This window comes from Neokomagataea tanensis, from assembly GCF_006542335.1.
Classification (GTDB): Bacteria; Pseudomonadota; Alphaproteobacteria; order Acetobacterales; family Acetobacteraceae; genus Gluconobacter; species Gluconobacter tanensis.
Genome location: NZ_CP032485.1, coordinates 1,138,850 through 1,159,190 on the forward strand (window position 1 = coordinate 1,138,850; position 20,341 = coordinate 1,159,190).

The following is a 20,341-nucleotide window of genomic DNA, read 5'->3' on the forward strand; positions in this document are numbered from 1 at the left end:
TCTCTTTACGCCAGATTGGTTGGGGTGAGGCAGTGGGGCGTAGAAATAATGCCAAGTTTACGCGGAAATAGCTTCCAACAGAGGGATTTTTGCTTTTTCGCTCAGACTATGCCGGTAAGCTTCAACCTCGAGGGGATAAAAAACTCCCTTGATAAGCGATAAATTCCGCAACTGCGCAAAGAGGTGGAGGTCGTTGTAGGATAGCGTGCCATTGACCGCTGTGGGTTTTTGTATAAGCGCGGCGAGCTCTTCAAGCAGAGTGTTAACGATTTTCAGGTCGTCATTGCTTTGTTCTAGGAGTGAACTGAAGGGATGGTCAGGGCGCTCTTTTTTGCGAATAAAACCCAAGCGAGCGGATGTGGTTGCGAGTTCTGGCAGAGGTGCTGCCGCAGCACGAGGTAAAAACAACCGGTAAGCCGGTGCTGAAATACGGGATAACCAGTCCTCAATCTCTTTGCGGGTAGGGCCGGTCAGCAGCGGTGTGTTCTGTCTCTCAACGTGAGCAACTATGTCGAGGCTTTCAGGAATGAAATGCCCGTTTTCTTCTAAAATAGGCACAACCTTTTTGCCGACCATTGCGCTTGGGCCAGCATCGTCATCGTGCAGGAAAATGCGTTTTTCGAATTTGATGCCGTGTAAGCCAAATATCATGCGTGCTTTTACGCAAAAGGGGCAATGTTCATAGACGTGCAGAATGGGCAGGGTGGATGACATTGCAGGACTCCTTCAGCCTATGTTGGTAAGTACGAATATAGGGTGCTGGTCCGAGATTACACTTATAATCGAGTTTTGCTTGGAATTGTCATGCTTCGCCCGTGGTGTTGGACAGGAGGAGGGGGTCAATATTTATTGAAGAGAGCGCCTCGCGCCATTTAGTAGAATATTGAGTGCTGAAAAGAATATCGTGGTTGGCAGGTGCTACAAACCAAGAGGTATCTTTTAAAATCTCGGTTTCTAGTTGCCCTGCGGACCATGCAGCGTGACCGAGCGCCATGAGAGCGCGCGTTGGCCCCCGCCCATTGGCCACGTCTTTTAATACGCTCAGATTGGCTGTCATTTGTATATCTGGGGATACGGCCAGTCCGCCTTCGTAGTGGCACTCTGAGGTGTGTAAAACAAAACCCCGGTCGTGATCGACAGGCCCGCCGAGGCAAAGAGGAAGCTGCTTCTTTGGGGGGATAGGTGAAATGGAGAGTTGAGCCAGAATTTCATCAATGGAGGGTTTCAGGACGCGTTTGTTGATAATGAGCCCGATGGCTCCTTGGCTCGCCGAGTGGCTGCATAAGTAAATCACGCTTTGAGCAAAAAACGTATCAGCGAGGTGGGGAGTAGCGATAAGAAGCTTCCCCGTCAGGTTTTCATCATGTCCGGAAAAAGTGTTCTGCATAATGCTAACATGGGTGAAATAGACCTTTGTTTGCAAGCATTTGTCGTAAATAATGCCGGAACTGTATCGATTTCGAGGCGGTGAACGCTAGGGGGAATAAAATGTCTCAAATTATTTTGGTGACAGGTGCTACAGCCGGTTTCGGGCGTGCCATTACGGAGCGTCTGGTGCGTGAAGGGCATAAAGTTATTGCCACGGGGCGCCGTCAGGAGCGATTGGAGGCCTTGCGCGCTGATCTGGGCGATAATGTTCTGCCCGTTACGCTTGATATGCAAGATAAAGCCGCTTTGCGCGGGTTGCCATCTTCTTTGCCAGAGGCGTGGAGAGCGGTTGACGTTCTGATCAATAATGCGGGCTTGGCGCTGGGTGTTGGTCGTGCGCAGGATTCCAACCCTGATGATTGGGAAACGATGATCACGACAAACGTCTCCGGGGTTGTTGAACTTACACGCGCTTTTCTGCCCCAAATGGTCGAGCGTAACAGCGGTTATATCATTACTTTGGGTAGTACAGCTGGAACATACCCATATATGGGCGGGAATGTTTACGGAGCGACTAAAGCTTTTATACGCCAATTCAGCCGTAATTTGCGGACGGATGTTCTCGGTACGAAAATTCGTGTCACGAATATTGAGCCGGGCCTGTGCGGTGGCAGTGAATTTAGCAATGTGCGTCTACGCGATGATGCAAAAGCGGCCGCAGTGTATGAAGGAACGACACCTCTTCAGCCGGCCGATATTGCGGAAACGGTTTCATGGTTGGTGTGCTTGCCGTGGCACATGAATGTAAATTCGCTCGAAATTATGCCAGTATGTCAGGCTTCGGGCGGTTTGGCCGTTGATAAAACAGTAGGCTAAAGGCTGCTCAATGCAGCTCCGGGTTTTGAAGCCGGGACCTGCACGAAGCGGCCTTTTAAATTAACGCATCAGGCCTGTGTGACCAATGCTGTAGCGGCCGGGTTGGGGCCACACAGCAAGTCCGTGGGGTTCCGCGCCGACTGGAATCTTGCGGACAGCGCCTGTGTCCGTGTCGATTGCATAGACAACGTCATCGAAGCGGCCTGACAGCCAGAGCAATTTTCCGTCTGCGCTGACATTGCCCATGTCAGGGCTGCCACCACCCGGGATGGGCCATGTTTTTATAACTTTGTCCGTAGCAAAGTCGATGACCGACACGCTGCCGGGGCCGCGGTGTGGGCCGTGAATTTTGTGTGAGCCGCGGTTGGCTACGTATAGCACACGGGCATCACGGCTTGGATACATGCCGTGTGTGCCGATGCCAGTTGGGATAAACCCAGTCTCTTGGAATGTATCGCCGTTAAGAACGAACACACCGTCTGCCATCATGTCCGCAACGTAAAATTTATGCCCATCGGGGGCTGCCATGATGTCTTGTGGCATGCCACCGCGCGATAACTTCAGCATCCCCAAAAGTTTGAGGTTAACAGTGTCGATTTTGGCAACGTATCCACCAAACTCACATGTGAAGATAGCGTAGCTCCCATCCGCCGAGAAATTGGCATGGTTGATTCCTTTACACTGTGGTGCAGAAACCGAGCCCTTGAGTTCCATCGTATGTGGGTCGCGGAAATCCAGACGCTCATGGGCTTCTGCAACGGTGATGGCGTAGCGGCCATCGGGCGTGAAGTACATGTTGTATGGGTCGTCGACCACAACATCTTTACCGCGTAAAGTTGTTGCAGGATCTATCGGGGTAAGGGAGCCGTCATTGCGGCCTTCGCTGTTGTTAGTGACCCACAGGGTACGCAGGTCCCAGCCCGGTACAACGTGTTGTGGCGAACGCCCAACAGGGATGGTTTTGATGACTTTGAAAGTTGCAGGGTCGATGACTGAAACGCTGTTTCCACGAAGGTTGGGGACGTAGATTCGCGCAGGGTCATTTGCAATAGCGGGCGCGATGCGACCGGCTGATGCTTCGCTGTAAATATTGTTCGGGTCAATGACCGGCGGCATGCCCGGAATAGTATGGACTACAGAGGAAGGCGCCGCAGACGTTGCATCAGGGGAAGCAACCGGTGGTGTCGTTTGTGCCTGAGCCGAGAGTGTCGTGCTAAAGAAAAGGCCAAGTGCCAAAGCGCCGAGGCAGCGCATTGAACGTGGTTTAGTCATCATGGGTGTTGCTCCTTGAAGGACTGAATGGCCGCGATCCCGGCCTGTATTTGAAGAGATGTACCAATTTCCCCTAGCGCGGCTGATGCGCGGCGGGGGTCACCTCCATAAACACCATCGGCTGAGCTTGGCTTTGATGCATGTCTCAAAGCATCGCTGTGGACGAGCGATGGGTCAACTGCGAGCATGAGAGAGGTGTCGCTCAACTCTGCATGTTTGCCGACGTCTGCGGCATAACCGCGTGAGCGTAACTCGTCTGCAAACGCATGGGGGACGGCATCATAATAGCCTGTCGCCGCAATGGCATAGGCTTGGCCTTTCCAACGCTTGTTCAGCGTTTGGGCGGCCTCCGTCATGAGTGTTTGGTATCCGCCATGGTCCCCGAGAAAGACAATGTAGCGAAAGCCCTGTACATGAAAGCTTTCAGCAGCTCCCTCAATAAGACCACTGAATATTGCTGGGGGTATAGAAATAGTCCCGGGGAAGCGCATGTGAGAGGTGCGGGGTGATGTGCCTCCCTCAGGGACATAAGCAATAACAGGCGCCACAAATGTTTGCCCCAAGCGCTCAGCAATTGCAGTAGCCAGAGCTTCCGCGCGTATGTTGTGCTTACCAACGTCAATGAAAGGACCGCTTTGTTCCGTTCCCCCGATGGGAATGATGATGGTGCGTGTTCCGTTTTGGAGCGCGGTATTAATATCCGTCCAGCTTTGACATTCAAATGCCACACGCTGCGACGGGCCAACGCAGTGAGGTTCTGCCGCCTGTACCGCATTGGGTCCGATTGTCGTAAGGCCAAGGAAAGACGTTCCGAGTACAAAAAAGAGCGATGAGAGAGGCCGCCAAGTCGGCATGCTCTGTCCTTCCGTGGTTCAATATGTTTGTTTGATACTCTGAAAGTGCACGGCCTTGCCAGTGGGGGAGCGCCGGGGCGGTAAGTTGAGTGTTGGTATCCGTTTCCGAGTAGATAGAGACATTATGTTTTTTCAGACGCCCACTGACATTGATACCGTAGGTAGCGCAGCGCACCTTATTCAGGTTGCATTGACGCCTGTTTTCATGCTTTCCGGAATCGGAACGCTGATCAATGCGTTTAACACAAGGCTGGCCCGCGTTTCAGACCATCTTGAGGCCATTCACAAACAATTAGCGGCCCCAATTTCCGATGAGGATGGTGAGACAGGGAAGGCGGATAGAAAGCGTTTGGAAGCACATTCTTTCCACCTCCAAAGACGTATATTTGTTTTGGATGCAGCAATCTTGTTGAACGGTACTGGCGGCGCAGCAACTTGCGGCGCTGCAATGGCACTTTTTGTTGGTTCTCTGCGGGATTCAAGCACGTCATCGTGGATGCTGGCGCTGTTTGGTTTGGCCCTTATGTGCACCGTTGGAGCGCTCTCTTTCTTCTTGGCAGATACATTTTTAAGCTGGCACGGATTGAAGCGTCGCGGGGCACTTCCGCCGTTGCCGTGATCAAGGGAAATTCATTTCCTCGTTTGGTTACATGCGAAATATGCAGATCTGATCTACTTCCAGCTCCAGTTGCTTCTGGCAGAAAATTAGCCGATGTCCGCCCCGCCCAAGTCAATCACGGCTTGGCGAACAGGTGGTTTGTATCATGATCTCAATGACGTTAGTTCATCTTATTGGTCTTCCGACATGTCTCGTGTCTGAATGTGCAATGGTTGTTTTCGTACCTCTGGTTGGTGCGCTGATGATTGCTACAGTTGCTTCAGATCGTTTTCAGGATAGCTGAGCGAGGGAAGTAACTAATCATTCCCGTTCCGCATTTGATGTGGAGGAATGATTTTGATTTTTTCTTGTGTCGCTCCGGCATTTCCCCTCATTAGAGGCTGAGGAATGTTTTTCATTTTGAAAGTTGGGGCGTAATGTCGAGCCGTATTATTGTTACTGGAGCTGCCGGCTTCATCGGGTCAAACCTCGTGAAAGGGCTGAACCAGCGCGGGTATACGGAGATTATCGCGGTCGATAATCTGAAAAACTCCTCGAAATTTCATAACCTGACAGATCTAACGATCTGTGATTACGTCGACAAAACCGTATTTTATGAGGCCTTTTCCAAAGGGCATTACGGGGATGTTGAGGCCATATTTCACCAAGGCGCATGCTCGGACACGATGGAGCATGATGGCCAGTACATGCTGGCTAATAACTACGCGACCAGCAAAGCACTGCTGGACCGCTGCGCCGTGACCGGGACGAGGTTACTATACGCATCAAGCGCAGCGACTTACGGGGGAAGCACTTCCTTCCGTGAAGAGGCTGAGTTTGAAAAACCGCTTAATGTGTATGGTTATTCAAAGTTGTTATTTGATCAGGTTGTACGCCAAGCTGAACCACGCTTAAAAACGCAGGTGGCGGGCTTTCGGTACTTCAACGTTTATGGTCCGAGAGAGCAGCATAAAGGACGCATGGCATCCGTCGCGTTCCATAATTTCAATCAATATATGGCTGAAGGTCATGTCCGCTTGTTCGGCGAATATGAAGGCTACGCAGCGGGCCAGCAATTACGTGACTTTGTTTTTATCGATGATGTGGTCGCCGTTAATTTGTGGTTCTTTGATCACCCTGACAAAAGCGGCGTATTCAATTTGGGTAGCGGACGCGCTCAGCCGTTCAACGACGTCGCACATTCTGTCGTAAACGCGGTACGGCATAATCAAGGCCTTAGCCCTCTAAGCCTTGAGGAAATGGTTCAAGGGAATATTTTGCATTATATCCCTTTCCCTGACGCGCTTCGTGGAAAGTATCAAAGCTTCACGCAGGCAGATATTAGCCGTTTACGTGCTGTAGGTTGTGACCATGTTTTTGCTGACGTTAATGCGGGCGTTACACGCTATGTGGCTGATCTTTTAGCAAATCGCGCCGCCTGAGCAGTGATAGTTCCTCCCTCCACGCCCGCTGCGTTTTTAGACCGTGACGGAGTGTTGAATGTTGATGTTGGTTACCCGCATCGTTTGGAAGATTTTCAGGCGATAAACGGGGCCGTTGAAGCTGTTTCGTCTTTAAATACGCTTGGCTATAAAGTGATCGTGGTAAGCAACCAATCTGGTGTTGCGCGGGGGTATTTTGGTGAGGACGCCGTTTTGGGGTTTAACCACCATTTGCAAAAATATTATGCGCAGCATGGAGCAGTAATTGATCATTTTTATTACTGCCCTTTTCATCCGCAAGGGAGCGTGGACGCTTACAGTCAAGAGCATGACGACCGTAAGCCGAATGCCGGGATGATCGAAAAAGCGATTCGGGAGCATAATATTAGTCGTGAAAAGTCGTTTCTGATTGGCGACAAAAAAACGGATATTTTGGCAGCGCAGAAAGCTAAGATTTCTGGTTTTTTGTTCAACGAGGAAAATTTATTCGATTTTTTAAAAAATCTCCCGCTTTAGGAGATAATTAATAAAACCAGCGCAAATATTCGCAAAATATTTCGCTGGAGATGGGTTTTGTTAAAGCATATTTCTGTAAAGACAAAAATATTTATTTTAGCTTTATCTTTCTGTATTGTTTCTTTTTTTGGAAATATATACCTCGCCCATAGCGAAGTAGGAATTAATAGAAGTTATAAGAGCCTTTTAAGCGAATATGACAGAAGCACTGTTTCCTTGTACGGGGCAGTTAATCTCTTGGACGATATTACGCGCAATATAGACGAGATCGAGACTGAGTACGATTCAAGCAAAATATACAATATAGTTAATTTATACAAAAGTAATTATAATAAAGAACTCGAAAAAATAGAAGAAATAAAGCTGGTAAGTGCATCAAAGGATGATGTTATCGATAAGTATAAGAAAGACTTATTAGAAATTGATAAAAATGCGACGCTCTTTTTTGAGCAAAAAAAACAGAAAAATTTTTCGGAGAATGAGAAGAAAGCAAAACTTATTATAGCCATGTGTCACGGGCTTCTGGCGGATATGAGGCGTGTTGAGCAGGAGCGGCAAGCAAGTGTTCAGAAAAGCCTAAAAAATATTGAGGCACAAGCATGGTTTGAGGCGCGGCTCTGCGGGTGGGTTGCTGGAATCACTCTTATCCTGTTTGTCGCGGTCTCGGCGGTCATGGGTTATCGGGGCATTGCATGGCCTTTGCTGAGGTTGAGGGACCGGACGCTGGCGATTGCACAAGGTGAATTTTCGATTTCGGTTGAGGAAGAAAAACGCCGCGATGAAATTGGTGCAATGGCCGCGGCCTTGGAGGAGATACGGTTAAAGCTCCAGGGAGGACGTGAGGATATTCTCACGAGCCTCGCTAATCGGACTGCTTTGCAAGACGTAATGCGGAGTGCCTTAGCGTTATCTGACGCGCAGAACATTGTGGCTCTGATTTATCTCGATTTGGATAATTTCAAGCAGGTGAATGACCGTTACGGGCATAATGCTGGGGACGAATTATTGCGGCTCGTTGCGCAGCGATTGCGCGTGAATGTGCGGAAGAGTGATCTGGTCGCGCGTTTGGGTGGTGATGAGTTTGTCGTCTTTTGTTCGACGCAGACGACTGAGGACGACGTGATGACGACGGCTACGCGCATTGCGGCGGATTTATCATCTTGCGATCAACTGACTTTCGGCCAAGTTACAGTAAGTGCGAGCGTCGGAGTTGCTATTGCCCACGTTGGGAGTGTGACATCTGAGCAGCTTTTGCGGCAGGCAGACTGCGCCATGTATGCGGCAAAAACTACAGGGAAAGGCTGTTGCGCTGTTTATGAGCCATGGATGCTGGAGCAGGCTGAACAGCGCCAAGCCTACGAAAGCGCTTTACGCAGAGCTGTTGGTTCTGGTGAGTTTTATCTCATGTATCAGCCTGTTATTGATTGGAATACGCATGCTGTTGTGAGTTTTGAGGCGTTGTTGCGATGGGAACATTCAGAGTTGGGGACCGTTCCGCCAAATGACTTTATTCCGCTTGCGGAAGAAATCGGCCTCATGTTTGAAATTGACCGTTGGGTCATGAAAACAGCGTGTATGGAAGCCGTAAAATGGCCTGATAATTTGATAGTGTCTGTCAATGTTTCGCCCAAAAGCTTCATCGAGGCAGATTTATTGGACAGCATTTACGCAGCGTTGAAAGAAAGCGGACTTCCACCAGAGCGGTTGGAGATTGAAATCACGGAAACAGCCATGATTGAAGACCTGCCAGCGGTGCATGCTATTGTTACAGCGTTGCGAGGCGTGGGGGTGCTGGTTGCTATTGATGACTTGGGGGTAGGTTATTCTTCGCTGAGTTTTTTACGATCTATACCCGTCACCCGTGTAAAGATGGATCGGAGCTTTATAGCGGAACTTGGCCGTATTGAGGCTGCTAGGGCAATTATCCAAGGCATTGTTCAAATTTGTCACGATCTTTCGATCGATATGACAGCGGAGGGGGTCGAGACTGCGTCCCAGACGTCTACCCTGCAGGGAATAGGGTGTTATCAGCACCAAGGGTATTACATCAGCAGGCCAATGCTGGCTGAGCACGCACGAGCCTTTGTAGCTGATTTTGGGGTGCGGACTATTCCGTCTTTGCAGGAGTGCCTGCAAGGGACTTGGAGCGCGCTGAGGGTTGAAGCTCTTGGCATGGCGCGCCCAAGTTTAATCTGAGCCTTTTAGGCAGGTTGGTAGGGGGTGCAGGACTCCGGTGTTGTTTCCCGCAGAAACTGCGCCAAACCACGAAATACATCGGAGCGTGGGTCTGAACTGCGCCACGCGAGGCCAATTGTCCGCCGTGCTTCGGCATCTTCGAAATGGCGAACGCTGACGAGGTTCTGAAAATCGCTACGGTTTTGAAGTGCCAGTTGAGGAATAAGCGAGAATCCTTCGCCTGCGCCAATCATATGCCAAAGCATTTCGAGGCTTGTGGCGAGACGCGGATTATTTCCTTCCTCCCTTGGGCGTGGAAGTGCCGTGCAGAGTGAGAGGGCCTGATCTCTCAAGCAGTGCCCGTCCTCAAGGAGAAGCAGGTCGTTGCGGCCGAGCTGCTCGATTTTAAGTTTCTTTTGTTTGGTTAATTCGTGAGCGGTGGGAAACACACCCAAAAAAGCTTCGTCAAAGAGCGGTATAGTTTCCAATGAGTCGGACGGGGCGGGCAGAGCAATAAGTGCAAGGTCCAGCTCGCCGCTACGGAGCAAGCGTACGACGTTGTCGGTCATACCTTCTGTCAGCCGTAAAGAAAGCTGGGGGTATTTGCCGCGCAAACGAGGTAATAGACCGGGAATATAATACGGGCCAAGCGTTGGTATAACGCCAAGGCGAAGGATACCTTCAAGCGGACTACACCGGGCGCGTGCAACTTCAAGAAGTGTCCGGGCTGAGGCCAATACTTCGCGTCCAAGGCTGATTAGGCGTTCGCCTTCTGGTGTTGGCGCGACGTGTCGGCGGGAACGCTCAAAAAGCGTGACGTCTAAGAGCTGCTCCAGTTTGCGGACCTGTTCGGACAGGCCAGCTTGGCTCACGCCGCATCGTTCAGCAGCACGTGAAAAATTTCGCAGGTCGTCAACAGCAACGACGTATTCGATATCACGCAGGGAAAGGCCCGCTAAAGGAATATAGCTCATGAAATCATAGATAAGACCGAATTAATGTGAATGAAAGCCCAGCTTTTCTTGTTAGTGGAATTTGTATCTTTTATGTGACGAAATTTTCAGTTTTGGGGTCTAGACTGCGGACAGATCATGCTGGTTACGGAGCCAATAGGGATAAGTTTTTTGATGAATTGTCTCTTATTGCTGTAGCGTAAAGGGAGCGGCCTTCCTATCTCTGGCATGATTGATGTGTTGGCACCCAAACGTGGTTTCACCTGTGGCACCGAGGATTAGCTTTGCGTAACGTAACCCACTTATTGGCCCTTGGGGCTGTTTTGTCGTGTGGTTTGGCCACAATATCCCCGGTGCGTGCGGCAGAAAGCGCTGCTGTTACATCTGAAAATGATACGGCCACGCTTATCACAGATCGTGATGCAGTCGGGCCGGATCAGACTTTAAGGGTTGGGCTGCGTCTTCAGCTCAAACCGGGTTGGCATACTTACTGGATTAATCCGGGTGACGCAGGCGCCCAGCCGACGCTTGATGTTACGGCATCGGGTGGGGCGACGGGAAAAGGGTCAGATATTCATTGGCCGGTCCCCGTCAGGATCAGCGAAGGCGGCCTGATGTCCTACGCGTATCTTGGGGATACGCTGCTCCCAGAAACAATGGCTCTTAAAGGGGCCGGCCCTGTTACATTGCACGCACATGCTGAATGGCTTGTTTGTGCACAGGTCTGCGTGCCTGAAAGCGGCGATTTCACGTTGTCCTTACCCGCTGTCGCAGCGGCTGCAGAGCCGGGTAAAGACGCAGCAAAGTTTGATGCTGCACAAGCGCACATGCCAGTACCTTCGCCTTTTGCCTCGACTTTGGGTGCAGATGGTGTTCTCACCCTGTCAGGTGCGGGTTTATCGCCCACGTCAGTCTCAGACGCGTGGTTTTTGCCAATCGACAGCGATGTACTTGATCAAGTGGCGCAGCAACGCTTGACCGTGAAAAACAACAGTCTTGCGCTGGCTCTTCCGTTCCAAAAAACGGCTAAACGGGACGCGCCATTGAGCGGCGTGGTTGTTTTAAAGGATGCTCATGGGGAGGAAAGCGCGCTCTCAGTCACTGTTAAGCCGGGCGTTCAGACGCAGGGGACCTCGACGGCAGCACCGAATACGGACACTGCACCAGACGCTGGTGGGTGGTTGAAAATGATAGTGTTCGCTTTTATCGGCGGACTAATTCTCAACCTTATGCCGTGCGTTTTTCCTGTTTTGGCAATGAAAGCATTGTCTTTGGCGCGTATGGGGGGACACGGGCGTTCCGCGCAACTTCGTAGTGCTCTGTTTTATACAATAGGTGTTGTGGGGTCTTTCGCCGTTCTCGGCGGGATCATGATTGGATTGCGTTTTGCTGGCTCAGCGGCGGGGTGGGGCTTTCAGTTCCAGTCAACGGGGTTTGTCGTTGCCGTGTGCTGGTTGCTGTTTGGTATGGCGCTGAACTTGCTGGGTGTTTTTGAGATTAGTGCGGGCCGCTTGGGGCAGATTCAAACTAGCGGCCATGGCGTTGGTAACGATCTCATGACGGGCCTCCTTGCGGTTATTGTAGCAACGCCATGCACTGCACCGTTTATGGGGGTGGCGATTACGTCAGCGCTGAGTGGCCCGCCTGTCATGGGCTTGCTGGTCTTTTTGTCCATGGGGTTGGGTTTGGCTGCGCCTTATCTCTTGGCTGCTGGTGTGCCGGGCGTTGCGTCGCGCTTTCCAAAGCCGGGTGCGTGGATGAATGTGTTGAAGCAGGTTTTGGCCTTTCCGTTACTGGCAACATGCGTATGGTTATTGTGGGTGGCGGTTGTTCAGCGTGGGGCTGATATCGTCGTAACCGTAGCCGGAGGTTTGGTCCTGCTGGCAATTGCCGCGTGGTTGCACGGCATTGGCCAACGCCGGGCTATAATGGAAGGTGCGGATAAGACAGTGTGGCTATGCCGCGGGCTTACGCTACTGGCCGTTTTGGCGTGTGCAGGGGCATTAACGCAGGCTCTACGTGAGCCAGCGCGGGCAATGGCATCCCCTTCACAGCAAGCAGGCATAGAGGCTTATTCATCCGAGCGTTTGGCCGCGTTGCGGGCTGAAGGGCGTCCGGTTTTCATAGACATGACCGCATCGTGGTGCATCACGTGTATGGTAAATGAGCGCGTTGCTTTGGACGTGGCCTCTGTGCGGGATGGGTTTGTTAAAAACCACGTAGCGTATTTGAAAGGCGATTGGACGAATCGGGATGCGACTATTTCTGCTTTCTTAAAAGAGCATGGGCGCGATGGCGTGCCCCTTTATGTGTATTACCCGCCACATGGAGAAGGGGTTGTTTTGCCACAGATTCTGACGCCTGCACTGGTCCTGAAAGCTATTACCCCGCAGCAGTAAAGCCACGAATAAATGGCGATTTTGTGCGAAAAAACTTGTGCAAAGCGCCATTTTCGGCTACGTCGCCGCACGCACAGGCACCCCTGGAGGTCTGTGTTTGACGAAATTTTCTACGCAGGAGCGTAATACTGTGACCAAATTGACGACACTTGCTGTCTCTCCGCGCGCGAAGGCTGGTAAGGGGGCAGCGCGCGCTACGAGACGTGCTGGCCTTGTTCCTGGTGTCATTTATGGCAACAAGCAAGAGCCAGAAATCGTTGCGATTGACCCACGCGTGATCATGAAGGAACTGTATCGCGGTGGTGTTTCATCACGCGTTTACAACGTTGCTGTTGAAGGTGGCGCTACATCTTCCGTTCTGATCCGTGACGTGCAGCTGCACCCGGTCACAGACGCACCAATCCACATCGACTTCCAGCGCGTTGCAGCGGGTCACAAGATCCACGTTGCTGTGCCAGTTGCCGTTGAAGGTGAAGCACCAGGCGTAAAGCGTGGCGGCGTTCTGAACGTTGTTTACCACTCTGTAGACGTTGAAGTTGACCCAGCGAACATTCCTGAGCACTTCGTTGCAGACATCAGCGGTCTGGACATTCATGACACCGTTCGTTGGACGGACCTGAAGGGTACGGAAGGCACGTCACTGACGGGTTCTCAGCCTTCTGACCTCGTGATCGTGTCTGTTGCTGCACCAAGCGTTGACGAAGACGCTGCTGAAGACGCTGCTGCGGAGTAAGTCCATGCAGCTCTGGACCGGCCTCGGCAACCCCGAGCCGGGGATGAGCCGTCATCGACACAATATCGGTTTTATGGCGGTTGACGCCATTGCCGCGCGTCATGGGTTTTCCCCATGGCGCAAGCGTTTCCGCGGTGAAACCGCTGACGGAAATATTGGGGGGCAGAAAATTTTGCTCCTCAAGCCCATGACCTATATGAACCTTTCTGGTGATAGTGTTCAGCAGGCGGCTCAATTTTTCAAAATCCCACAATCCGATATTACCGTTTTTCACGATGAGCTTGACTTGGCTTTTGCTAAGTTACGTATCAAACGCGGGGGCGGTGCGGCTGGGCATAATGGTCTACGCTCTATGGACCGTTGCCTCCCGGGGCCAGATTACTGGCGTGTTCGGATGGGAATTGGACACCCCGGGCATAAAGACCGTGTGCATGCGCATGTTCTCGGCAATTTTGCGAAGGCTGAAGAGCCTGAGCTGGAGCGCTGGTTGGACGCAATCGCAGACGCGGCATCAATTCTTGCAAAAGGTGAGCGCGAAGCTTTCATGACCAAAGTAGCGTTACTTTTGGGGTAGGCTTTGTTTGGCAGGGATGCTCATCCCTGCACCTTTATGTAAGGGCTTTCTGCCTCGCTAGAAATGCAGTTTCAAAATAAGCCTTTCAGGTTCTTTCTACTTATATACATGGTATTGCTGAGGTGCTCGCTGTCATAATAACTGTATGACATTGGGCTATGTTAAAAGCATATTCTTTACGTCACATTGAACGCGTCAAAAACAAAATCATTTTTGCGGTGACGTATTATGCATAAATTGGCAATAATTTTCGTGCTGGCCTTCTCGCTCGGGGAGCTAGGGCTTCTGCTAAAGCGCCGATCGGGGGGTACGAAAGGTCATGATCACAGTAGCTTGCGATTGTTTTGGGTAATATTGCCCGTTTCTATTTTTGCAGCGTTTCAAGCACAATCCTTTTTCCCCGCGCTCACCTTGCCTCAAAAAGAAAGTGTTCTGGCATTGGGGGTAGTGTTGACTGTTTCGGGCTTAATCTTGCGCTGGTATGCGATTTACCGCTTGGGTCGCTGGTTTACGGTAGATGTTGCGCTATCGACCGGGCAGGTACTGATGAGGGACGGCCCTTATCGTGTTATTCGTCATCCTTCTTATACCGGGGCGCTCCTCGTTTTGGCAGGCGCTGGGGTACTTATGGGCAATGCTGGTAGCATTTTACTCGTAACGCTTCCGGCTCTGGCTGCTTTTTTGTATCGCATCCGCATTGAAGAGCACGCGTTGGCGCATGCCTTTGGCCCGGAGTGGAAAGATTACTGTGCCAAAAGCTGGCGTTTAATACCCAAGCTTTACTAGCTGGCGTTGTTGGGCGGGGTTCCCCCCAGTGGGGTGTAAAGAGCGCATAAAGTTAATTCCTGCTGGGGCCGAGTGGTGTTTCGGACCCAGCAGGGAACATTATTTTAGTTTGCTGATTCTGTGGTCAAACCACGGTGAGCCAACATCGGTTCAATCTCCGGATCTTTGCCGTAGAAGGCGCGGAACATTGGACCATAATCCATCGTATGGCCCTTGGAGAGGATCATGTCACGGAAGCGTTGGCCGTTTTCACGGGTAAGGCCGCCGTGCTGCGTGAACCATGCGAAGGCATCTTGATCCAACATTTCCGTCCAGAGATACGCGTAATATCCGGCGGAATAGCCATTGGACCAGATATGTAGGAAGTAGGTTGAACGATAGCGTGGTGGAACGTGCGTAACGTCCAGCCCCATGCTGTTGAGGGCTTCGCTTTCAAATTTATCAACGTCTTGGCGCGGAGCGGAAGCAGCAAGGCTGTGCCACTTCATATCTAGTTCAGAGGCTGCCACGATTTCACCCAGAGCATAGCCCTGATTGAAGCGGGCAGCTTTTTTAATCTTGGCTACAAGGTCTTGCGGCATCGGAGCGCCGGTTTTGTAGTTGCGGGCGTAATGCGCCAGAACTTTCGGGTCAAATGCCCAATTTTCGTTGAACTGTGAGGGGAATTCAACGAAGTCACGGGCGACGCTGGTGCCAGAGAGAGACGGATAAGTCTGGCTTGCGAAGAGGCCGTGCAGGGCATGTCCAAACTCATGGAACATTGTGGTTACGTCATCAGAAGTGATGAGCTGAGGCTGGCCTGGTGCCGCTTTTGCAAAGTTTGCGACATTGTAGATGACGGGCTTCGTACCAAGGAGTTTGGATTGACCCACGAAATTGGACATCCATGCGCCGCCCGATTTGGTGTCTCGCTTGAAGTAGTCAAAATACATCAAACCCAGTTGTGAGCCGTCTTTGTCGAAGACTTCAAAGACCATGACATCAGGATGATAGACCGGGATGTCGGTGCGAGGCTTAAAGGTCAGCCCGTAAAGCTGATTAGCAGCAAAAAATACGCCATCTGTCAGAACTGTTTTGAGTTCAAAATACGGTTTTACGTCATCTTGATTGAGGGCGTATTTTTCACGGCGAACTTGTTCGGCATAACGTTGCCAGTCCCATGGCATGAGCGAGAAGTTCTCGCCGTCGCGGTGAATAGCATCCTGCAAAAGGTTAACTTCGTTTTTCTGCTCAGCAGCGATGGCGGGCACCAGTTTTTGCATGAAGCTATTTGCCGCTTCTGGTGTTTTCGCCATTTGATCATAAAGCGCGTAGGCGGCGTAGTTCGGGTAACCAAACAAAGCCGCTTTTTGCGCGCGGAGTTGAGCAAGTTCCGCAATGGTTGAGCGGGTGTCGTTTGCATCGCCGCGTTCTGCGCGGTTCCAGCTGTGGTCGAAGAGAGCTTGGCGTGTGGCTCTGTTGCTTAGGCCCTGCAAAGATGGCTGCTGAGTTGTGTTTTGCAGGGGGAGAACCCATTTTCCGGCCAAGTTTCGGCCTTCTGCGGCTTTGGCGGCTCCGGCAATGCTACCATCGTCCAAGCCAGCAAGAGCCTCTTTGGAGTCAACGACCAGAGCGCCGTCACGAGCTGCGGCAATCAGCTTTTGCTGATAAGCAGATTCAAGGTTTGCCAGCTTTGTGTTGATTGCCCGCAGTTTGACTTTGTCGCCTTTAGAAAGCTGCGCACCGGAATGAACGAATTGCTGGTAGTACACATCCAGAAGCTGTGCTTGCTCTGGGTCCAAATTCAAAGTTGCGCGCGCATCGTACAGCGCTTTCACGCGTGCAAAAAGGCGTGGGTTTAAGTTGATTTCGTCAGCATGTTGGGAGAGACGTGCTGCTTCGCGGCTCTCAACCTTATCTAGGGTTGGGTTGCTATTGGCTTGATATACGCCGAAAAATGTTTCCTGAACCCGGTCTAGAAGGCGACCAGATTTTTCGAGCGCCGTAATGGTGTTCTCGAAAGTCGGTGCGGCTTTGTTGTTGGCGATAGCAAGGATTTCACGCATGTGATCTGCCATTCCGCGCTCGAAAGCGGGGGCGTAATCGCTATCTTTGATCAGGTCGAAGCGTGGTGCCTGATACGGTAATGTGCTTGCGCTAAAAAAAGGATTTGTCTCGGCGGCTTGTGCTTGGGCACCTGCCAGAGCGGTAAAGGAAAGCGCGCAAACAGCACGCATCCAAGACTTTGTATTCATGACATTATCCTAGTTCTGTAATGACGGATGGACTGTAGGTGAGAAGAAGAGGGAGGTCCAATGCGTAGGAATTATAGGCATGGGCTCTTGAATGTTTATTGATCGATACGACCTGTAATTTATGGAAAATTCATTCGGTTAAACCGATCAATGATATTGACAGGAACTGTTTCCTGTTCTCCTCATTCTGTGGGACATACACTCTTGTCTCAAAACCCAAGGCGACAAAGCAGGAGATTTCTGATGGTTCGCATTAACTCTACGCTGGCTCCTTTCAGCACCGACGCATTCCGCGATGGCAAGTTCTTAACGGTTACGGATTCAGACGTACGCGGTAAGTGGTCTGTATTCTTCTTCTACCCAGCAGACTTCACATTCGTTTGCCCAACCGAACTCGAAGACCTTGCTGACCATCAGGCAGAATTCGACAAGCTTGGCGTCGAAATCTACGGCGTGTCTACGGACAAGCACTTCACGCATAAAGCGTGGCACGACACATCACCGGCAATCGGCAAGATCAAGTACACGATGCTTGGTGACCCGACAGCTGCAATCTCCAAGTCCTTCGACGTTTACATCGAAGAAGCTGGCATGGCAGACCGTGGTACGTTCCTGCTCGACCCAGAAGGTAAGGTTCAGTACATCGAAATTACGTCCGGTGGCGTAGGTCGTAGTGCAACAGAACTCCTCGACAAGGTCCGTGCAGCTCAATACGTAGCCGCTAACCCAGGCGAAGTTTGCCCAGCTAAGTGGAAAGAAGGCTCCACCACGCTGAAGCCTTCTCTCGACCTTATCGGCAAAATCTGATCTTTCGATCGGTTTTGTTGGGGCAGGAGTTTTATAACTCCTGCCACCCATATTGTTTGTGATGAGCCTGTACACGTTCCGCAGGTAATACTTCTGTTCCTAGATATAATTGGGAGAAAACCATGCTTCAGGACGACCTGAAAACCCAGATGCGCGCCTACATGGACTATCTGCGCGAGAACGTCGTTCTTGAAGCGACGCTGGGAGCAGATGACCGCTCGAACGAAATTCGTGGCGTGTTGGAAGAAGTCGCCAGCCTGTCCGACAAGGTAAGTTTTTCGGATCAGGGCACGGCCTCGCGTAGCCCATCATTCCTTATCCGCCGTGCGGGTTCGAATGAGCAGGTCTCTTTCGGCGGTCTGCCGATGGGTCATGAATTCACGTCGTTTGTGCTGGCGCTCCTGCAGGTGGGTGGTCACCCCCCGAAAGTTGATGCGGACCAAATCGAACAAATTCGCGCGTTGGATGGTGAGTTCCGTTTTGAGACGTACTTCTCCCAGTCATGCCAAAACTGCCCTGACGTTGTACAGGCTCTCAACACCTTAAGTGTCCTTAACCCAAAAATTCAGCATATCGCCATTGATGGTGCAGATTTTCAGGCTGAGGTCGAAGAGCGCGGCATCCGTTCCGTACCGCAGATTTACCTCAATGGTGTGCCATTCTCATCAGGGCGCATGGACATAAACCAGATACTGGCCAAGCTGGATGAGTCTTCGGTTGAGCGCGCTGCGGCCAAGTTGGATGATCTTGCTCCGTTTGACGTTCTGGTTCTGGGTGGTGGACCGGCTGGCGCCTCTGCCGCTGTTTATGCCGCGCGTAAGGGGTTGCGGACAGGGCTGGTAGCTGAGCGTTTTGGCGGCCAAGTTATGGATACGGCTGGCATCGAAAACTTCATTTCCGTCAAGGAAACAGAAGGCCCGCATCTCGCCGCTGCGTTTGAGGCCCATGTACGCCAATATGACGTAGAGGTTATCACGTCGCAGCGCGCAACCAAGCTTGTGCCAAAGCAAGGCGAAACAGGTTTGCATGAGATTGCTCTCGAAAGTGGTGCAAGCCTGCGCTCCAAGACGATCATCCTCGCGACGGGTGCGCGCTGGCGTCAGTTAGGTGTGCCGGGTGAGAAGGAATACATGACCAAGGGCGTGGCATACTGCCCGCATTGTGATGGTCCGTTCTACAAGGGGCGTCCAGTCGTTGTTGCTGGTGGTGGCAATAGTGGCGTAGAAGCTGCGATTGATTTGGCGGGTATCGTTTCTCACGTTACGCTTTTGCAGCGTGGTGGCCAACTTAAGGCTGATAAGGTTCTGCAAGATAAGCTGCACAGCCTGAAGAACGTAACTGTGTTGACGAACGCCCTTACCTCCGAAATTCAGGGTAACGGTAAGGAAGTCACGGGCCTCACATACCAAGGTGCTGATGGTGCTGCGCACGAACTGAAGGTCGATGGCGTGTTTGTACAAATCGGTCTGTTGCCAAACACAGAATGGCTTCAAGGGGCGCTGGATCTGTCCCCTTATGGCGAGATTGTTGTCAACGACCATTGCGCAACATCAGTCCCAGGTGTTTTTGCAGCGGGCGATGCGACTACGGTACCGTACAAGCAGATCGTTATAGCGACCGGTGAGGGTGCAAAAGCGTCCCTGTCAGCCTTTGATTATCTGATACGTCTGCCTGTTTGATAGGTTGTACTACTCTTCGCAAATAAGGCGGCTTTTAGCCGCCTTATTTTTTGCGTTTCACGTGAAACACAAGAGTTTATTCTGGCGTAGGGATAAAACGCCCAGCTGAGGTGGACGTGATATTTTGCATGTTCATATCGGTTGGGACAAAAATGACAGTCGCTTTGCCTGTGCGGCTTGCGGTGGTGACCATATCGTTTTGGTTTACGTTTAACATGAGGGCAAGGATGGCATCTTCGCTGGCATCCGTCATACTTGAGCGTAAGGTCGCAGCGGCTTCAGCAAATCCTTTTGCGATAGCTTTTCGTTCATTTGCGATACCCTCACCTTGAAGTTGTTTGCTCATGGCCTCGGCTTTGGCAATACCCAGCCGGCGGACCATTTCAGCATCAGCCTCAGCTTGTGCAGCATCTTTGCGAGCGATGGCGGCAAGCTTGTTGTTCATAGCTTCTTGGATAACTTTTGGCGGCATAGGTTGTTCAATGGTGACGTTATGAATATCCAACCCGGATTCTAGGGCATCCGTGGTTTGGTCGGCGATGACTTGTGATGCAATTGCGTTACGTTGTGAGTACAGCTCTGAAAGCGTCATGGTCGATGAAATTTGCCGAATTTCATTTTCCACTTTGAAGACTAATCTTTTTACAGGTTCCGTTACTTTATAAGCAAAATTGAAGATGGCGTCATCGTCATCGCGGACGCTGTAGAGAAGGACCCAGCGAATTTCGATAAAAACATCATCTTTCGTTTTTACTTCAGAAAGAGTTTCAACCTGACGCTGCTGCAAAGATATTTTGTAAGAAATGGTCGTTATGAAAGGGATAGTGAAATTCAAACCGCTTTTAAGGGGTCTTCTTTGTGGTTTGCCAAGTACTTCACAAACATAAGCCATTCTACCTGGTATTATATTTATTGATGAAATAATTGCAGGCAATGAAATTAGTATTAAAAAAACCAAAATACCGATAACAGAGTGAAACATAATAAACCCCCAAAGTATTATTAAAATTACTCCAATCGTTACGCATTGTAACGTAAAATGGTGACTCTATCCAGCCTTTGAGCCTGCCAATTG

At 51.0% G+C, this 20,341-nt stretch carries 19 protein-coding genes; 12 read left to right on the top strand and 7 right to left on the bottom strand.

The features are described from left to right. Positions 1-57: 57 nt before the first annotated feature. Positions 58-714: a glutaredoxin 2 gene (gene grxB, locus D5366_RS05265; protein ID WP_141492587.1), complete on the bottom strand. Its 657-nt coding sequence runs from the start codon at positions 712-714 to the stop codon at positions 58-60. 88 nt (positions 715-802) lie between these two features. After that, positions 803-1,387: a YqgE/AlgH family protein gene (locus tag D5366_RS05270; RefSeq protein WP_141492588.1), complete on the bottom strand. Its 585-nt coding sequence runs from the start codon at positions 1,385-1,387 to the stop codon at positions 803-805. A 101-nt stretch (positions 1,388-1,488) separates the two neighbouring features. Here D5366_RS05270 and D5366_RS05275 point away from each other — a divergent pair, with 101 nt between their 5' ends. Next, on the top strand, positions 1,489-2,244 hold the full coding sequence (locus D5366_RS05275; RefSeq protein ID WP_141492589.1) for an SDR family NAD(P)-dependent oxidoreductase: 756 nt from the start codon (positions 1,489-1,491) through the stop codon (positions 2,242-2,244). 60 nt (positions 2,245-2,304) lie between these two features. On the opposite strand, the gene D5366_RS05280 is transcribed toward D5366_RS05275, so the two are convergent. Together D5366_RS05280 and D5366_RS05285 are read right to left on the bottom strand one after the other, a co-directional pair. Beyond that, a complete protein-coding gene (locus tag D5366_RS05280) occupies positions 2,305-3,498 on the bottom strand; it encodes a YVTN family beta-propeller repeat protein (protein WP_373317512.1) in 1,194 nt (397 codons plus the stop codon). Positions 3,499-3,515: 17 nt separating this feature from the next. Next, positions 3,516-4,370 carry a creatininase family protein gene (locus D5366_RS05285; RefSeq protein WP_141492590.1) on the bottom strand — a complete coding sequence of 285 codons (855 nt, stop codon included), beginning with the start codon at positions 4,368-4,370 and terminating at the stop codon, positions 3,516-3,518. Positions 4,371-4,494: 124 nt separating this feature from the next. On the opposite strand from D5366_RS05285, the gene D5366_RS05290 reads away from it, so the two are divergent. From D5366_RS05290 to D5366_RS05305, 5 genes are all read left to right on the top strand, one after another. Then, positions 4,495-4,989: a DUF2721 domain-containing protein gene (locus D5366_RS05290; RefSeq protein WP_141492591.1), complete on the top strand. Its 495-nt coding sequence runs from the start codon at positions 4,495-4,497 to the stop codon at positions 4,987-4,989. 145 nt (positions 4,990-5,134) lie between these two features. Continuing rightward, the gene (locus tag D5366_RS11805; RefSeq protein ID WP_170211019.1) at positions 5,135-5,272 is read left to right on the top strand and encodes a hypothetical protein; all 138 of its coding nucleotides are present in this window, start codon (positions 5,135-5,137) and stop codon (positions 5,270-5,272) included. A 133-nt stretch (positions 5,273-5,405) separates the two neighbouring features. After that, positions 5,406-6,410, top strand: a complete 1,005-nt coding sequence (gene rfaD / locus D5366_RS05295) for an ADP-glyceromanno-heptose 6-epimerase (RefSeq protein ID WP_141492592.1) — start codon at positions 5,406-5,408, stop codon at positions 6,408-6,410. 84 nt (positions 6,411-6,494) lie between these two features. Further along, on the top strand, positions 6,495-6,926 hold the full coding sequence (locus D5366_RS05300; protein WP_240775358.1) for a D-glycero-alpha-D-manno-heptose-1,7-bisphosphate 7-phosphatase: 432 nt from the start codon (positions 6,495-6,497) through the stop codon (positions 6,924-6,926). A 237-nt stretch (positions 6,927-7,163) separates the two neighbouring features. Then, a complete protein-coding gene (locus D5366_RS05305; RefSeq protein ID WP_141492593.1) occupies positions 7,164-9,122 on the top strand; it encodes a putative bifunctional diguanylate cyclase/phosphodiesterase in 1,959 nt (652 codons plus the stop codon). A gap of 5 nt (positions 9,123-9,127) precedes the next feature. Here the strand turns inward: D5366_RS05305 and D5366_RS05310 are convergent, their stop codons facing one another. Next, complete coding sequence (locus tag D5366_RS05310; protein WP_141492594.1) at positions 9,128-10,075, bottom strand: hydrogen peroxide-inducible genes activator; 948 nt, start codon at positions 10,073-10,075, stop codon at positions 9,128-9,130. A gap of 263 nt (positions 10,076-10,338) precedes the next feature. On the opposite strand from D5366_RS05310, the gene D5366_RS05315 reads away from it, so the two are divergent. The 4 genes from D5366_RS05315 to D5366_RS05330 all read left to right on the top strand — a co-directional run bounded on the left by D5366_RS05315 (position 10,339) and on the right by D5366_RS05330 (position 14,546). After that, positions 10,339-12,453 carry a protein-disulfide reductase DsbD family protein gene (locus D5366_RS05315; protein ID WP_373317511.1) on the top strand — a complete coding sequence of 705 codons (2,115 nt, stop codon included), beginning with the start codon at positions 10,339-10,341 and terminating at the stop codon, positions 12,451-12,453. 130 nt (positions 12,454-12,583) lie between these two features. After that, positions 12,584-13,186, top strand: a complete 603-nt coding sequence (locus tag D5366_RS05320) for a 50S ribosomal protein L25/general stress protein Ctc (protein WP_141493839.1) — start codon at positions 12,584-12,586, stop codon at positions 13,184-13,186. Positions 13,187-13,190: 4 nt separating this feature from the next. After that, the gene (gene pth, locus D5366_RS05325; RefSeq protein ID WP_141492595.1) at positions 13,191-13,760 is read left to right on the top strand and encodes an aminoacyl-tRNA hydrolase; all 570 of its coding nucleotides are present in this window, start codon (positions 13,191-13,193) and stop codon (positions 13,758-13,760) included. A 228-nt stretch (positions 13,761-13,988) separates the two neighbouring features. After that, positions 13,989-14,546: a methyltransferase family protein gene (locus tag D5366_RS05330; protein WP_141492596.1), complete on the top strand. Its 558-nt coding sequence runs from the start codon at positions 13,989-13,991 to the stop codon at positions 14,544-14,546. A gap of 104 nt (positions 14,547-14,650) precedes the next feature. Here the strand turns inward: D5366_RS05330 and D5366_RS05335 are convergent, their stop codons facing one another. Beyond that, on the bottom strand, positions 14,651-16,780 hold the full coding sequence (locus D5366_RS05335; protein WP_141492597.1) for a M3 family metallopeptidase: 2,130 nt from the start codon (positions 16,778-16,780) through the stop codon (positions 14,651-14,653). Positions 16,781-17,023: 243 nt separating this feature from the next. On the opposite strand from D5366_RS05335, the gene ahpC reads away from it, so the two are divergent. Both ahpC and ahpF read left to right on the top strand, forming a co-directional pair. After that, positions 17,024-17,587 (top strand): alkyl hydroperoxide reductase subunit C, encoded by a 564-nt coding sequence (gene ahpC / locus D5366_RS05340; protein ID WP_141492598.1) that lies wholly within the window; start codon positions 17,024-17,026, stop codon positions 17,585-17,587. Positions 17,588-17,709: 122 nt separating this feature from the next. Continuing rightward, entirely contained in the window at positions 17,710-19,266 is a 1,557-nt protein-coding gene (gene ahpF, locus D5366_RS05345) for an alkyl hydroperoxide reductase subunit F (protein WP_141492599.1), read from the top strand. A gap of 76 nt (positions 19,267-19,342) precedes the next feature. Here the strand turns inward: ahpF and D5366_RS05350 are convergent, their stop codons facing one another. Further along, a complete protein-coding gene (locus tag D5366_RS05350; RefSeq protein ID WP_205839606.1) occupies positions 19,343-20,158 on the bottom strand; it encodes an SPFH domain-containing protein in 816 nt (271 codons plus the stop codon). Positions 20,159-20,341: the final 183 nt, after the last annotated feature.